This window comes from Rhodosalinus sp. FB01, from assembly GCF_041365715.1.
Classification (GTDB): Bacteria; Pseudomonadota; Alphaproteobacteria; order Rhodobacterales; family Rhodobacteraceae; genus Rhodosalinus.
The window spans coordinates 53,324-67,731 of record NZ_JBGFSH010000001.1; the positions used below are offsets into that span (position 1 = coordinate 53,324).

The 14,408-nt window shown below is 73.9% G+C and carries 13 protein-coding genes and 1 pseudogene; 9 read left to right on the forward strand and 5 right to left on the reverse strand.

Annotation, left to right across the window (positions count from 1 at the left end; translation table 11 throughout):
* Nucleotides 1–120: 120 nt before the first annotated feature.
* Complete coding sequence (locus AB6A65_RS00230; RefSeq protein WP_371036342.1) at nucleotides 121–1,158, reverse strand: glycosyltransferase family 2 protein; 1,038 nt, start codon at nucleotides 1,156–1,158, stop codon at nucleotides 121–123.
* A 127-nt stretch (nucleotides 1,159–1,285) separates the two neighbouring features.
* Here AB6A65_RS00230 and AB6A65_RS00235 point away from each other — a divergent pair, with 127 nt between their 5' ends.
* The 9 genes and pseudogenes from AB6A65_RS00235 (at nucleotide 1,286) to AB6A65_RS00275 (ending at nucleotide 9,736) form a co-directional block, all read left to right on the forward strand.
* Nucleotides 1,286–1,984 (forward strand): hypothetical protein, encoded by a 699-nt coding sequence (locus AB6A65_RS00235; RefSeq protein ID WP_371036343.1) that lies wholly within the window; start codon nucleotides 1,286–1,288, stop codon nucleotides 1,982–1,984.
* Complete coding sequence (locus tag AB6A65_RS00240) at nucleotides 1,981–3,099, forward strand: AAA family ATPase (RefSeq protein WP_371036344.1); 1,119 nt, start codon at nucleotides 1,981–1,983, stop codon at nucleotides 3,097–3,099. Before AB6A65_RS00235 ends, AB6A65_RS00240 begins: the two co-directional genes overlap by 4 nt.
* A pseudogene (locus tag AB6A65_RS00245) lies at nucleotides 3,096–3,849 on the forward strand (hypothetical protein); the annotation flags it as partial. The gene AB6A65_RS00240 and the pseudogene AB6A65_RS00245, both read left to right, overlap by 4 nt.
* Before the next feature lie 12 nt (nucleotides 3,850–3,861).
* Nucleotides 3,862–4,326, forward strand: a complete 465-nt coding sequence (locus tag AB6A65_RS00250) for a VWA-like domain-containing protein (protein ID WP_371036801.1) — start codon at nucleotides 3,862–3,864, stop codon at nucleotides 4,324–4,326.
* Nucleotides 4,327–4,457: 131 nt separating this feature from the next.
* On the forward strand, nucleotides 4,458–5,411 hold the full coding sequence (locus AB6A65_RS00255; RefSeq protein ID WP_371036345.1) for a metal ABC transporter solute-binding protein, Zn/Mn family: 954 nt from the start codon (nucleotides 4,458–4,460) through the stop codon (nucleotides 5,409–5,411).
* Between the two features lie 14 nt (nucleotides 5,412–5,425).
* Complete coding sequence (locus AB6A65_RS00260; protein ID WP_371036346.1) at nucleotides 5,426–6,244, forward strand: metal ABC transporter ATP-binding protein; 819 nt, start codon at nucleotides 5,426–5,428, stop codon at nucleotides 6,242–6,244.
* The gene (locus AB6A65_RS00265; RefSeq protein WP_371036347.1) at nucleotides 6,241–7,458 is read left to right on the forward strand and encodes a metal ABC transporter permease; all 1,218 of its coding nucleotides are present in this window, start codon (nucleotides 6,241–6,243) and stop codon (nucleotides 7,456–7,458) included. Before AB6A65_RS00260 ends, AB6A65_RS00265 begins: the two co-directional genes overlap by 4 nt.
* Complete coding sequence (locus tag AB6A65_RS00270) at nucleotides 7,458–8,390, forward strand: metal ABC transporter permease (protein WP_371036348.1); 933 nt, start codon at nucleotides 7,458–7,460, stop codon at nucleotides 8,388–8,390. Before AB6A65_RS00265 ends, AB6A65_RS00270 begins: the two co-directional genes overlap by 1 nt.
* Before the next feature lie 95 nt (nucleotides 8,391–8,485).
* Nucleotides 8,486–9,736 carry a lytic murein transglycosylase gene (locus AB6A65_RS00275; protein ID WP_371036349.1) on the forward strand — a complete coding sequence of 417 codons (1,251 nt, stop codon included), beginning with the start codon at nucleotides 8,486–8,488 and terminating at the stop codon, nucleotides 9,734–9,736.
* A gap of 4 nt (nucleotides 9,737–9,740) precedes the next feature.
* Here AB6A65_RS00275 and AB6A65_RS00280 read toward each other — a convergent pair whose 3' ends face one another.
* From AB6A65_RS00280 to AB6A65_RS00295, 4 genes are read right to left on the reverse strand one after another with little or no spacing between them, the layout of a single operon-like run.
* Nucleotides 9,741–10,301, reverse strand: coding sequence for a pyridoxamine 5'-phosphate oxidase family protein (locus tag AB6A65_RS00280; protein WP_371036350.1), 561 nt, complete (start codon nucleotides 10,299–10,301; stop codon nucleotides 9,741–9,743).
* Complete coding sequence (locus tag AB6A65_RS00285; protein WP_371036351.1) at nucleotides 10,294–11,337, reverse strand: lipocalin-like domain-containing protein; 1,044 nt, start codon at nucleotides 11,335–11,337, stop codon at nucleotides 10,294–10,296. The genes AB6A65_RS00280 and AB6A65_RS00285 overlap by 8 nt, the downstream gene beginning before the upstream one ends.
* Nucleotides 11,327–13,738 carry an FtsX-like permease family protein gene (locus tag AB6A65_RS00290; protein ID WP_371036352.1) on the reverse strand — a complete coding sequence of 804 codons (2,412 nt, stop codon included), beginning with the start codon at nucleotides 13,736–13,738 and terminating at the stop codon, nucleotides 11,327–11,329. The genes AB6A65_RS00285 and AB6A65_RS00290 overlap by 11 nt, the downstream gene beginning before the upstream one ends.
* Nucleotides 13,735–14,382: an ABC transporter ATP-binding protein gene (locus AB6A65_RS00295; protein ID WP_371036353.1), complete on the reverse strand. Its 648-nt coding sequence runs from the start codon at nucleotides 14,380–14,382 to the stop codon at nucleotides 13,735–13,737. Before AB6A65_RS00295 ends, AB6A65_RS00290 begins: the two co-directional genes overlap by 4 nt.
* Nucleotides 14,383–14,408 lie beyond the last annotated feature (26 nt).

A 14,408-nucleotide genomic window follows, 5' to 3' on the forward strand; every position in this document is an offset into this window, starting at 1 on the left:
GTATAAGCCGGCGCCCGCGGAAGCCAAGCCCCGGCGCGGGGCGCGTGCCGCGGCGGCCCTTTCGCCCCCTCGCGTGGATCGGCGCCCATGCGCGGGCGCCTGAGCGCGCCGCCCCGCCGTTCACCCCGCGATCTCGCCATAGCGCGCAACGAGCCATCGCGCGGTTTCGGGCGAGACGGGCACGCTGGCCGCCGACAGCAGGCAATGCGCGTAAAGGCGATACGCTACCTCGTCGCGCAGAAGCGCGCGGAAGCGGGCCCGGTGCCAGGCGTAGGCCTCCTCCTCCAGCGCGGCGAGGCCGGGGATCGCCAGAAGCGCCGCCCGCTCGCCCGCGCGCAGGGGCGCGCTGCGCCCGATGGTCGCGTTCTCCACCGTGTTGAAGTTCCGCTCCACCCAGTAATGCAGATCGACGCGCTTTGCCGAGCGGTTGGGCAGGCCCCGGTCGCGCTTGACGAGGAAGCTCTCCGCCGAGCGGAGCGAGTAGTGGTTCGTCTCGGCCAGCCCCCGGGCCACCGGCGCGCCCCAGAGCGAGAGCCGCCCGGCCCGCCCCGCGACATGGCCCGCCAGCGGCTGCCCGTCCCCGTCCCGCCAAGACGGGACCGTGTCCCGGCGCTGGCCCGGGCGGTGCACGCCGAACCGGGTGAACGGCCCCGATGGCCTGAAGAGCGTCTTGAAAAGCGTCGCGGCGACGGGGAAATCCTGATCCGGCGCCGCCGAGGCCGTGAAGAGCGCCGGCACCGCCCCCTCCTCGAGCCGGGCGCGGCCGTTCGCGCCGAAAAGCCGCCAGGGCAGCGCCACCGCCTCGGCCTCCCCGTCGAGCCGGGCGAAAAGGTCGGCAAGCCGGCCTTCGCCCGCGTGGATGTTGGGATACTCGTCGGCGTCCGCCACCAGCGCCCAGTCCGCCGCCTTGCGCTCGGGCTGGCGCCAGGCGTCGCGCAGCGCCAGCCATTGCGGGCTCTCGCCGCGCGGCACCTCCTGGGGCAGGTGCCGCAGCGCCCCCGCGCGGGCCATGAGGTCGAGCATCCGGGCCGTGGGGTCGTCGCAGTCATTGGAATAGACGAGCAGCTCGGTCACGCCGATGGCGCGCATGTGCGCCACCCAGTCGACCAGGAAGGGCCCCTCGTTGCGCAACGTGCTCACGCACAGGATGCGGTCCATGGGTCCTCCCGTCCGCGCCGCCTCGTCCGAAGGAACACTGCCGGAGGCCGGGCGGGCGGCGCAAGCCCGGTTGACCACTCGACCGGGGCCGCGCCGCGCCCTAGCTTGGCCGGCAAGGAACACACCCATGCTGATCGTCGCGCCCAACACCGTCCTGAACCCCGCCGCGCTGGAAACCCGGCGCGTGCCCAAGAAGCTTTTCCGACGGGTGGCGATCCTGCCCCGGCGCGCGGGTCCGGCGGCATGGGCGCGTATCCTCTTCGACGCGCAACTCCTGCGCTATCTCGGCGCGCTCGCGCCCTTCGTCGCCGCCATGCTGATCTGGCCGCGTCTCGCCTTTCCCATCGCCCAGGCCCCGATCCTGATGGTGCTGCTCGTGGGGGTGGTCGAGATGAAGGTGCTGCGCCTCTCCGCAAGCGCCCGCAAGGACGTGATCGACGAGGACGACGCCGCCCGCGCGCTCGACACGCTGCGCTTCCGCGCCACGCGGATACTCTCGCGGATCGCCGCGCGGCGGGGGCTTTCGGAGGGAAAGCTGCATCTCGTGGTGGAGCAGTCCGAACTCGCCCGTGTCGCGCCGCTCACCCTCGTCTCGGTGCAGCGGGGCGGCCCGCAGGCGGAGGTGCTGGCCCTCGACACGGCGGAACAGGAGATGCTGCGCGCCGAGCTTTTCGCCGAGGGTCTCGACGAGCGGACGCTGCACCGCGCCAACCTGCGCGAGGACGTGTTTCTGCGCGACGTCGGTTTCGCCGCCGAAGGCGTCTCCGCCCATGCGCGGCTCGCCGCGCTGATGGACGCCGCGCCCGCGCGCGAGGTGTCGGCATGAGCGTGAACGCGCAGACCGTCTCGGCCGGCGAGGCGCTCGAGGTGCTCGAGGCCGGCTGGCGCGCCCAGGCCGCGGGCGGGCTCACCGCCTCCTGGATGCTTCACGGCCGGCCGGGCGTGGGCAAGACGCAGTTGGTGGCAGAGCTGGCGCGGCGGATCGGCGCGGACCTCTACGACCTGCGTCTCACCACCATCGAGCCGCAGGACCTGCGCGGCCTGCCCTATTACGATCACGAGGCACGGCGCACCGTCTGGTACCGCCCCGAGGACCTGCCGGACGACCCGGAGCGGCCTGCCGTCCTCTTCCTCGACGAGCTCACCTCCGCCGCGCCCTGGCTTCAGCCCACGGTCTACGGGCTCCTGCAGGAGCGGCGCGTGGGCCGGCACCGCCTGCCCGCCTCGGTCTTCGTCGTCGCGGCGGGCAACACCGTGGAGGACGGGGCGGTTGCCTACGAGATGGGCACCGCGCTTTCGGACCGGCTGATCCACCTCGCCGTCCGCGCGAGCGCAGAGGACTGGCTGTCGGACTTCGCGGTGGACCGGGGCATCCACCCGGCCGTCACCGCCTTCCTGCGCACGCGCCCCGACCTTCTGGAGACCACCGAGGAGACGCTGAAGCGCGGGCTGACCGTCGCCTGCACGCCCCGCGCCTGGGAGCGGGTGAGCGACATCATGAAGAGCGTCCCCTGGGGCCGGCCCGCGCGGGCGATGATCGCGGGCACCGTGGGCGAGGCCCCGGCCGCGGAGTTCGCCGTGGTGGCCGAGGACGTGGCGGCCTCGCTCGAACTCGACGCGTTGCTCGCCGCGCCGCCGAAGGACCGCTGGGCGCTCTACCCCGACACGCTGAACGGGCTCAACGCGCTGGTCTACGCGCTTGCAGGCGCGGCGGACGCGGCACGCATCGCCCCGGCGATCGAGGTGATGGCGGGGCTCCGCGAGCTTCCGAAGCACCGCGAGGAAGAGGTGTTCCGCCGCCTGCCGCTGGGCGAGCTCACCGCCTTCGGCTTCGAGATGCTGATCCGCAAGGCGCTGGAAGCGGGGCTTCAGGACGCCTTCCTGCGGTCGGAGGCCTACGCCGCCTACGCTTCCGAACGCCGCGCCGCGGGGCTCGAATGAGCGGGCATTCCGACCGCGCACGCCGCGCGCTCGCCCATCTCGCAGAGACCGACCCCGCGCTTGCCGCGCTCGCGCTCTGGTGCGCCCACCGCGACGGGACGGGCGAGATGCGCAGCGAGGGCGCGACGATCTACTACGACGCGGGCTTTCCGCTTCGCCCGCTGCCCGAACAGGTGGGACTCGCCGGGCATCACGTGCTCCACGCGGCGCTCGGCCACGGCGCGCGCAAGGCGGCGATGGGCGCGCGCCAGGGCGGCGGGTTCGATCCCGCGCGCTTCGCGCTCGCCGCCGACGCCATCGTGAACGAGGCGCTCCTGCTCGCCGGTCACGCCCTGCCGCGCCCCGCCGTCCGGCTGACCGAACTGCTGGTCGCCGCGGGGCTCGGGACAGCAGCCCCCGAAACCGCGCTCGCCGACTGGGACGTGGAGCGGCTCTCCACCCGCTTGCCATCCCGCGAGGGCGCGGGGGGGCGAGGAGGTCGTGGCCTACGCCGCCGCCAAGGGCTTTTCCGGGGATTTCGAGGCCGAGGCGGCGGGGTCGTCGGGCCGCGAGAGCGCCCCCGCGGACTGGCGCGGCGCACTCGCCCGCGCGATGGAGGCCGGGCGGCGCGCCGGGCGCGGGATCGGGCGGCTCGCGGGCCGCGTGGCCGACATCCCCGACACCCGCACACCCTGGGAGCTGGAGTTGCGCGGGCTGCTCGCCAAAGCCGCGACCGAGATGCCGGAGCCCGCCGCCCTTCGCCCCGCGCGCCGCTGGATCGCGATGGCCGCCGAGGCGGAAGCCCGGGGCGCGGCCCTGCCCGGTTTCCAGCCCGGCACGGCGCGCACGGGGCGGCGGCCGCGCATCGCGGTCGGGCTCGACAGTTCCGGATCCATCGACGACGCGACGCTGGCGCGCTTCGCCGCCGAACTCGACGGCGTCGCCCGGCGCAGCCGGGCCGAGACGCATCTTCTGGCCTTCGACGAAACCGTCCACACCGCCCGCGCGGTCGGCCCAGGCGGCTGGGACGCGGCGCTGCGCGCGCGACCGCTGCGGCGCGGGGGCGGCACCGCCTTCGGCGACGTGATCGCCCGGGCGGTGGAGATCGACGCGTCGGCCGCGGTGATCCTCACCGACCTCGACGGCGCCTTCGGTCCCGCGCCGCGGGGCCTTCCGGTGATCTGGGCGGTGCCCGGCGCGCCCCCGGCGCCCCCGCCCTTCGGCCGGGTCCTGCGGCTCGACCGCTGAGGCTGCGACATCGCGTCCGGATGGCGCGAGTTCTTGCGAATGGCTCTCACTTGCATTGACAAATGCGACTAACTCGCAATATTGGAGTCGTGGGGCTGCACGCCTCGATGCAACGAAGGTTCACGTAACGGATGCTGACGAAACGCATGTTCCTGGCCGCGGCGACGGCCTGCGGACTCGCCCTTGGCACCGGCCCGGCGATGGCCTCCGAAAGGCTCGACGTCGTGGCCACCACTGGCATGATCGCCGACGCGGCCCGCGAGGTGGGCGGCGAGCTTCTGGAGGTGCGCGCGCTCATGGGTCCCGGCGTGGACCCGCACTCCTACCGGCAGACCCGCAGCGACATCGTCGCCATGGCCCGCGCCGATCTGGTGTTGTGGCACGGGCTCTACCTGGAGGCGCAGCTCGAGGAGTTCCTGCTGGACCTCGGAGCGGATCGCACCGTGGTCGCGGTTGCCGAAAACCTGCCGCGCGATGTACTGATCTCGCACGAGGATTACGCCGACAAGCATGACCCGCATGTGTGGATGGACCCCGAACTCTGGGGGCTCGTGGTGCTCAACGTCCGCGACGCGCTGATCGCGGCGCGCCCGGGGGACGAAGCGGCGTTCCGCGCCAACGCAGAGGTGTATCTGGCGCAACTGGCGGAGCTCGCCCGGTATACCGACGCGGTGCTCGCCTCGGTTCCCGAGGAAAGCCGGGTGCTCGTCACCGCCCATGACGCCTTCAACTATTTCGGCGCCGCCCACGACTTCGAGGTCGTCGGCATCCAGGGCATTTCGACCGAGAGCGAGGCGGGACTGCGGCGGATCGGCGAACTCGTGGACATGCTGGTGGCGCGCGACATCGGAGCGGTCTTCGTGGAAAGCTCCGTCTCGGACAGGAACGTGCGCGCGCTCGTCGAGGGCGCGGCGGCACGCGGGCACGAGGTCGTCATCGGCGGCGAGCTCTACTCGGATGCCATGGGCGCGCCCGGCACCTACGAGGGCACCTATCTCGGCATGATCGACCACAACGCCACCGTGATCGCCTCGGCGCTCGGCGGCACGGCCCCCGAACGCGGCATGCAGGGGCTGCTCAACTGATGGAGCGTGACAGGATGCAGACCCCGGGGCTCAGCCTTGCGGCGCGGAACGGCCGGGCCACGGACACCTTCGCGATACCGCCCGGCACGGCGCTCGCCATCCGCGGGCTCACCGTCTCCTACGGAGAGTCGCCGGCGGTCTTCTCGGTGGACGCCACCTTCCCCGCCGGGACCATGTCGGCGATCGTGGGGCCGAACGGCGCGGGCAAGTCGACGATGTTGAAGGCCGCGCTCGGCATCGTTCCGCGCCTCTCGGGAGACGTGCGCATCTTCGGGCAGCCGCTCGAGCGCGCGCGCGACCGCATCGCCTATGTGCCCCAGCGCGCCAGCGTGGACTGGGATTTCCCGACCACCGTGATGGAGGTGGTGCTGATGGGGCTCTACCGCCGGGTGGGTCTGCTCGGCCGCGTCACCGGGCGGCATCGCGCGACCGCGCGGGAATGCCTCGACCGCGTCGGCATGGCGGATTTCGCCCAGCGGCAGATCGGCCAGCTTTCCGGCGGGCAGCAGCAGCGCGTGTTCCTCGCCCGCGCTCTCGCCCAGGAGGCCGATCTCTACCTGCTCGACGAGCCCTTCGCCGGCGTGGACGCCGCGACCGAGCGTGCCATCATCGAGGTGCTGACCTCGCTCAGGGCCGAGGGCAAGGCGGTCATCGCCGTGCACCATGACCTCTCGACGGTGCGCGCCTACTTCGACCACGTCTTCCTGATCAACGTGCGCGGCATCGCCGAGGGCCCGGTGGAGACGGCCTTCACCGCCGAGACGCTCAACGCGGCCTATGGCGGACGCCTCGCGGCCACCCATCTCGACGCGCTGGAGCTGGCCGCCTCGTGAGCGCGCTTCTCGACGCGCTCACCCTCGGTGCGGGTTACAACGCCGCGCTCGTGGCGGTGGGCGCGGGGCTTCTTGGCTTCTCCGCCGGGTCGGCGGGCAGCTTCCTGTTCCTGCGCAAGCGCGCGCTCGTCTCCGACGCGGTGGCCCATGCGACACTGCCGGGCGTTGGGATCGCCTTCATGGCGATGGTGGCGCTCGGCGGCGACGGGCGGAACCTGGCCGGCCTTCTGGCCGGTTCGGCGCTCAGCGCCTGGATCGGGCTTCTCGCGCTGGAGTGGATCACCCGGCGCACGCGGCTGTCCGAGGATGCGGCCATCGGCGCGGTGCTGTCGGTCTTCTTCGGCCTCGGCATCGTTCTGCTCACCGTGATCCAGACCATGGGCGCGGGGCGGCAGGCCGGGCTCGAGGACTTCCTGCTCGGCGCCACGGCGGGGATGCTTTGGTCCGACGCCATGCTCATCGCGGGCGGCGGCGCGCTGGTGCTGGCGATCCTCTGGCTGCTGCGCCGCCCGCTCACGCTGGTGGCCTTCGATCCCGACTATGCCGCGGCGGCGGGCTACGACGTGCGCCGCATCGACCTCGCGGCGATGGGGCTCGGCATGGCCGTCACCGTGATCGGGCTGAAGCTTGTCGGGCTCGTGCTGATCGTCGCGCTGCTCATCATCCCGCCCGTGACGGCGCGGTTCTGGACCGAGCGCACGAACCGCATGGTCTGGACCGCCGGCGCGCTCGGCGCGGTCTCGGGCTATGTCGGAGCGGCGATCTCGGCTACCGCGCCTGGCCTGCCCACGGGGCCGCTCATCGTGCTGACCGCCGCGGCGCTCTTCGCCCTTTCGCTGCTCTTCGCGCCGGCGCGGGGCCTGGCCTCCGCCCTGCGGCGGCACCGGCGCTTCCAGCACCGGGTGCACCGGCGGCAGGGTCTGCTCTCGCTCGCCCGCGGCGAGGTGATCCACGACGCCTTCACCCTGCGCGTGCTGCGCGCCGAGGGGCTGATCCGTCCCGACGGGGTGGCAACCGAGGCCGGGCGCGCGGCGGCCGCCAAGGAGGCGCGGGACGAACGCCGCTGGGACGTGGCGCGCGCCGTCCACCAGGACACCGCGCTCGCCGGGCGCTATGACGGGCTGACCCCGATCGAGGACGTCTTCACCCCGGACGAGATCGCGGAGTTCGACCGCCGGATCGGCCCGCCGCACGCGGCCGGAGGACACGCCTGATGGGAGCGGAGTTCGTGCAGTTCTCGCTGACGCCGATCCTGATCGGGGTGCTCGCCTCGGTGGCGTGCGCGCTGCCGGGCAACTTCCTTCTGCTGCGGCGGCAGGCGCTTCTGGGCGACGCCATCAGCCATGTCGTGCTGCCGGGCATCGTCGTGGCGTTCCTGCTCACCGGGGTGGTCGCGGCCGGGCCGATGCTGCTGGGCGCGGGGGGCGCGGCGCTGGTGGCGGTGGGGCTGATCGAGGCGGTGCGCCGCCTCGGCCGGATCGAGCCCGGCGCGGCCATGGGCGTGGTCTTCACCACCCTCTTCGCGGCCGGCGTTCTGCTGCTGGAGCGCAGCGACACCTCGAGCGTGCACCTCGACGTGGAGCACGCGCTCATGGGCAATCTCGAATCGCTGGTTTGGCTTCGCGCCGAGGGCTGGGGCTCGCTCCTCGACCCCGCCGCGCTGGCCTCGCTGCCGCCGGAGCTTTTCCGCATGGCGCTGGCCTGTGCGCTCGTGGCGCTGCTGACGGCCGTGTTCTGGCGCTGGCTCAAGATCTCGACCTTCGACGAGGGCTTCGCCACCGGGCTCGGCCTGCCCGTGCGCTGGATCGGCCTTGGCCTCGTGACCGCCGCGGCGGTGGCGGCGGTCGCCGCCTTCGACGCGGTGGGCTCGATCATCGTGATCGCGATGTTCATCTGCCCGCCCGCCGCCGCGCGGCTGATGACCGACCGGCTGGCGCGTCAGGTGGGATGGTCGGTGGGTTTCGCCACGCTCTCCGCCGTGCTGGGCTACGTGCTCGCGGGCTACGGGCCGCTCTGGCTCGGCGGGCGGGACGCGGTCAGCGCCGCGGGCATGATCGCGACCGTCTCCGGCGCGATCCTCGCGCTTGCCTGCCTCTTCGGGCCGCGTCGGTCCCGTGCGGGTATCGGCCGCGAAGAGGCGGCCTGACGCCCGAACGCAGCGAAATGGCGCAGGCGCTCCGCGCTTTGCCCGCTCGGTGTTTCGCGCTAGCCTAGCCGCCAAGGCAGAGGCGAGAGACTGTGATGCGGCTATCCCGGCGGACGATGGCACTGGGCCTGGGCGCGACGGCGCTCGCGGCCTGCTCGGGCGGTCCCGGACCGAGCGCGCGCGCGCCCGCGGGCGCCGACCCGGCCATGCGCCCCGCGCGCAATCCCGCCTTCGACGCGTGGCTCGACGGCTTCCGCCCCCGCGCCCGTGCCGCGGGCATCTCCGAGGCCACGCTGGAGCGCGCCCTGCCCCGCGCGGGCTTCCTGCCCGGCGTGGTGGAGCGCGACAGGAACCAGGCGGAGTTCACCCGCTCGCTCGAGGACTATCTCGCCATCGCGGCCTCGGACGAGCGCGTGGCCATGGGCCGCGCGATGCGCCGGCGCCACGCGGCCACGCTCGCCGCGATCGACGCGCGCTACGGCGTCGAGCCCGAGATCGTCACCGCGATCTGGGGCCTCGAAAGCCGCTACGGCGAACGGCGGGGCGACATCCCCGTGATCTCGGCGCTCGCCACGCTGGCCTTCGACGGGCGGCGCGGCCCCTTCTTCGAGCGTCCGCTCGTGGCCGCGCTGCGCATCCTCGCGCGCGGCGACATCACGCCCGACCGGATGACCGGAAGCTGGGCCGGCGCCATGGGGCACACGCAGTTCATCCCGACCTCCTTCGAGGCCTATGCCGTGGATTTCACCGGCGACGGGCGGCGGGACATCTGGTCGGACGACCCCACCGACGCGCTCGCCTCCGCGGCGGCCTATCTCGACCGCTTCGGCTGGCGGCGCGGCCAGCCCTGGGGCGTGGAGGTGCGCCTGCCCGCGGGCTTCTCCGGCCCCTTGGGGCGCGGCACGACGCGCAGCCCAGCGGCCTGGGCCGCGGCGGGCGTGCGCGACATGGACGGCCACCGCGTGCCCGACCACGGCCCGGCCTCGATCCTGCGCCCGGCGGGGTCTGCCGGGCCCGCCTTCATGGTGTTCCCGAATTTCGGTGTGATCGCGCGCTACAACAACGCCGAGTCCTACGTGATCGGGGTGGGCCACCTTGCCGACCGGATCGCCGGCGGCCCGCCCATCCGGACAAGCTTTCCGCCCGATGCAGAGGGGCTCACCCTCTCCGACCGTAAGGAGATCCAGGAGCGGCTCACCCGCGCGGGCTTTGACACGAACGGCGTGGACGGGGTGATCGGTAGCGGCACCGAGGCGGCGATCCGCGCCTATGAGCGCGCCCGCCGCCTGCCCGAAACCGGCCGGGCCACGCGCGCGCTCCTCGACCGGCTCCGGCGCAGCGCCTGACGCGTCAGGGCGCGATCCAGGCGCCCGCGAATCCGTCCGCCCGGGAGAAATCCGCGCGGCGGTGCCAGTCCCCGAGATGGAGCGCCTCGATCCGCTCCACCCGGCCGTCCAGCACCGCGAAGCGCGCGCGCTCCCGCGTCTCCTCGTAATCGGCCACGGGATCGCCGATGGGCCGGCCCGGTTCCGGCCGGCCGCCATAGGCCCGGCGCGCCTCGGGCGACAGGCGCTCCCAAAGCGCGTCGAGCGAAGCGCCGGTGCGCAGCTCGACCGTCAGCGCGAGGCGGATCTGCAGCCGGTCCTTCGGCTCCCAGACATGAAGCGTGGCGCGGGGCTCGCGCGCGAGTTCGGCCACCTTGGCCGAGGCCGCATCGGTGTAGATCGTGACGCTGCCCGCAGCCTCCGAGGAGCCGCGCAGCACCACGGTGCGCGCCTCGGGCGCGCCGTCGGTGCCCAGGGTGGCCAGCGTCGGGTGTCGCGCGGGCGCACGCCGGTCCGCCACGCCGCGCCCGAGGCGTTGCCACACGCGGGCGCGCAGGCCCTCCAGCGTCTCGAACCACTCACTCATAGCCCGTCATCTCCAAGTAGCCGTGGCCGTCATGGCTGCCGGAGACGGAGACTGGCCCTTCCCAGTAGGGAAAGCTCGTGGCCATCCATGACTGCGGGTTGAGCGGCTCGGTCGTGACGTCGAGCCCCTTGGCGGGCAGCTCCACCCGCCAGCGCACGGGCACCTCGCGGCCCGCCACCTCGGCCGTCCCCAGCGGCGTGAGGCGCAGCGCCCCGTCGCCGTAGGGCGTCTCGGTCCCGTCAGGCGCGATCCAGGTGGCGAAGGTGAAGACGCCGCCCCCCGTCTCGCGGACCTGCGCCGCCATGACCCGCGCGCCGCCATCGAGGCTGATCGAGAACCAGTCCCAGCCCTCCTGGCTTTCGGAGAGCGGCTGGCTGGACCATTCCCGGTCGAGCCAGGCGGTCCCGGTGACCGCCACCTCGCGCCCCTCGAGGGACAGCGTGCCCCGCGCCCTGTAGAAGGGTTGCGAGTAGTAGTGGCTCGCCTGCCCCTCGGCGGACTTGACCGAGAAGCCGTTCTCGCCGTGGAAGACGAAAGGCCCCTCCGCGTCGAGGTCGAGGGCATAGCCGAAACCGGGGCCGGAGGCGGTGACGGTGACCTCCGACAGGCTGGGCCCCGCCGCGCGCCAGTCGTCGATCCAGGCCGCGAAGGGCTCGGCCGTGACGCCCGCCTGCCCCACGCCCCCGCGCGCCAGGCGCTCGGCGTGGTGGTGCCGCGAAGCGGTGGTGAGCGCCGCGTGCCCCATCCAGAGCTGCGGGCTCTGCCACCCGTCCGCCTCGCGCGGGGCGAGCGCGGTGCGGAAAAGCGTCCATTGCACGCCGTAGCGTGCCCCGTCCGCCGCCTGAAGGTTGGCCGTCAGGTACCACCATTCGATGCGGAATTCGGGATGGGCGCCGTGATCCTCGGGAAAGGTGATCGGGGCCCCGCGCTCGGGCAGCGCGAAACCCTCCGCCTCGGTGCCGAGGCCGGCGAAGCCCTGCGCCCGGGCCGTGCCGGCCGCCGCCACGAGAAGGATGGCAAGACATCTAGCGATCATGGGTGAACACCGCGACAAGCTGGCGGGGCGGCATCCGGGCGAGCCGCCGCGCGGGGATGAGCGCGGCCAGCACCGCCGCCAGAACCGCGAGCGCGGCCAGCGGCGCCCACTGGCCGGGAAAGAGGTGCATGGGAAGCCGCCAGCCGAACGCCTCCACGTTCACCACGGCCAGCAGCAGCCAGGCCAGCGCCAGCCCGACCGGCAGCGCCAGCACGAAGGTCAGAAGCGCCAGCATGCCCGCGCGCGCGAGTTCGAGCGTGGCAAGCCGCCGTCGGGCCACCCCCGCCGCCCAGACCGGCGCGAGCTGCGGCAGCCGCATGGCCGAAAGCGTGAGCAGGCTGGTCAGCATCGCCACCCCCGCCACGGCCAGCGTCAGCACGTTGAGCGCGGCCGTCACCGCGAAGGTCCGCTCGAAGACGCCGAGCGAGAAGGCCTTGATCGATGCCTGGTCCACGACCGCCTCCGCCGGCAGGCCGAACTCCTCCACCAGCGCGGCGCGCAACCCCTCGGCCTCTTCCGGTGGCAGGCGGAGGCCGAAGCGCAGCGGCGCCACGTCTGGGAAACGCTCGGTGAAAGGCTCCGCCCCCACGATCGCCTGCCCGGCCGGGTTGCCGTAGTCGGAGTAGACGCCCGCCACCGGCAGCTCCCACCCCGGCGCCAGCTCCACCTGCGTGCCCGGCCAGAGCCCCGCGCGGCGCGCGAGCTGCTCGTTCACCAGCGCCGCCTCCCCCGCCGCGACCCGGTCCCACGGGCGCGCGCCCGCGGCGAGAAGCGGCCAGGCCTCGCGGTAGGTGTCGTGATCGACGACGCCGTAGACCTCCGCGGGCTGCCCCGCGATGCGCGTGTCGGCCCACTGGATCGGCAGCACCGCGTCCACGCGCGGCGCCACCCAGTCGCGCAGCGCCGCCGCCTCGGTCCGGTCGCGGGCGCCGATGTAGAGTTCGGCCGCGAGGCGCTGATCCAGCCAGCCCGTGAACCCCAGCCGGAAGGAGGACACCATCGTACCCACGCCCACATTCGCCGAGAGCGCGAGCAGAAGCGCCATCAGCGCGAGCGACAGGCCCGGAAGCTGGTGGCGCGTGTCGGCCCACACCCACTCGGAGAGCGGGCCGCGCGCCAGGGCCGCCGCCCGGCCCAGCACCGCGTGAAGGAACACCGGCAGCGCGAGCGCCGCGCCCAGAAGCAGCCCGCCGAGCGCGGCGAAGCCCGCCAGCAACCCGTCGAAGAGAACCGGGGCAAGCGCGCCGGCCGCGAAGAGCGCCGCCGCGCCCGCGCCCTGCCGCCGCAGCCCGGCCGCGGCCGCCCGCGACCAGGCGCGCGGCTGCGCGGGCGCCAGAAGCGGCAGCCGCCAGAGCCGCCAGATCGCCTGCGCGGCCGCGACCGCCGTCCCGCCGAGCGCCATGGCGAGCCCCGCCGCCGCCCAGCCCGGCCGGAACGCGAGGCTGCCCGTCACCTCCGCGCCGTAAAGCCCCCGCAGCGTCGCCGCCACGTCCGGCAGGAGCACCGTGGCGACGCCGTAGCCCAGTGCGAGCCCGAAAAGCCCCGCAAGAAGCGCGAGCGCCGCCAGCTCCGCCGCCACCACCCGCATCACCAGCCCGAGAGGCGCGCCGAGGGCGCGCAGCGTGCGCACCATCGCGCGCCGCTGCTCGAAGGCGAGGCCGATGGCGCCGTGAACGATGAAGAGCCCCACCGCGAAAGACAGGAAGCCGAAAGCGGTGAGGTTGAGGTGAAAGGACCGCGTGAGCCGCGCGATGTCGCCCTGCGCCTCGGGCGCGCGCTGCACGAGCCCATCCGCCACCGTCTCGAGCGGCGCGCGCCCGGCGGGCTGATCGGGCAGAACCAGGATCCGCGTGACGGTGCCCGGCGCGCCCGACAGCCGCGCCGCTGTGGCGATGTCGGTGATCGCGCGGCCGTCGGCCAGACCCGCCGAGACACGGATCTCCGGCCAGCCGGCGCGCTCGGCCGCGTTGAGCGCCGCCGCAGTGCCGGGGGCGGCGTAGGCGATGCCGGGCGGCGTCAGGAAGTCGAGCGCGGCCCCGTCGCCCAGCCCCGGGATCGCGCCGCCCGAGGGCGCGGTCAGCGGCTCCACCCCGAGAAGGCTCACCGTCTGGCCCCCCGCGACGAGCTGCGTCTCGATTTCCGGCGACACCCGCCAGCCCGCGCGGCGGAGCGCCGCGAAATCCGCGACGGTGAGCGCGCGGCCCTCGGCCTCGATCACCGCGAGATCCGCCTGCCCGGTGGCCGACTGCGCCGCGGCGTAGCTGGCCCGCGCCTCGGCGTTGATCGCCTGGACGCCGGACCAGAGCGCGGTGGCGAGCGCGAGCCCCGCCAGCAGGGTGACGAGCTGGAGCGGATGGCGCCGCCAGTGGCCAAGCAGGGCGACGAGGATCCAGCGGCTCATGCAAGCCGCCCGGCGCGCAGATGCACGCGCCGCTCCATCCGCCCGGCCAGCCGCTCGGAATGGGTGACCATCAGGAGCGCCGCGCCGGTTTCGGCCACGAGTTCCAGCATCAGCGCGAGCACGGCGTCGCCGGGCTCCTCGTCGAGGTTGCCGGTGGGCTCGTCGGCCAGGATGAGCGCGGGGCGCGGCGCGAGCGCCCGGCCGATCGCCACCCGCTGCTGCTGGCCGCCCGACAGCTCCTCCGGGTAGCGCCGCTCGAAACCCGAAAGGCCCAGCCTGTCGCACAGCCGCGCGGTCCAGCCCGTGTCCTCGCGCCCGGCGAGCCGCGCCTGGAAGGCGATGTTGGCGCCCGCGTCGAGCGACGGGATCAGGTTGAACTGCTGGAAGACGAGGCCGACCGTCTCGCGGCGCAGCGCCGCGCGGCCCGCGTCGTCGAGCGCGCCCACATCCGCGCCGGCCAGCCGCACATGCCCGCCATCGGGCGTGTCGAGCCCGGCGACGAGGTTCAGAAGCGTGGACTTGCCGCTGCCCGACTCGCCGGTCAGCGCCAGCGTCTCGCCCGCGTCGAGCGCAAGCGACACCCCCTGCAGCACCGGCGGCCCGCCGGGATAGGTCTTCTCGACTGTGTCGATCTCAAGCAGCATCGCTTTGCCCTCTGCCTTCCAGAGGT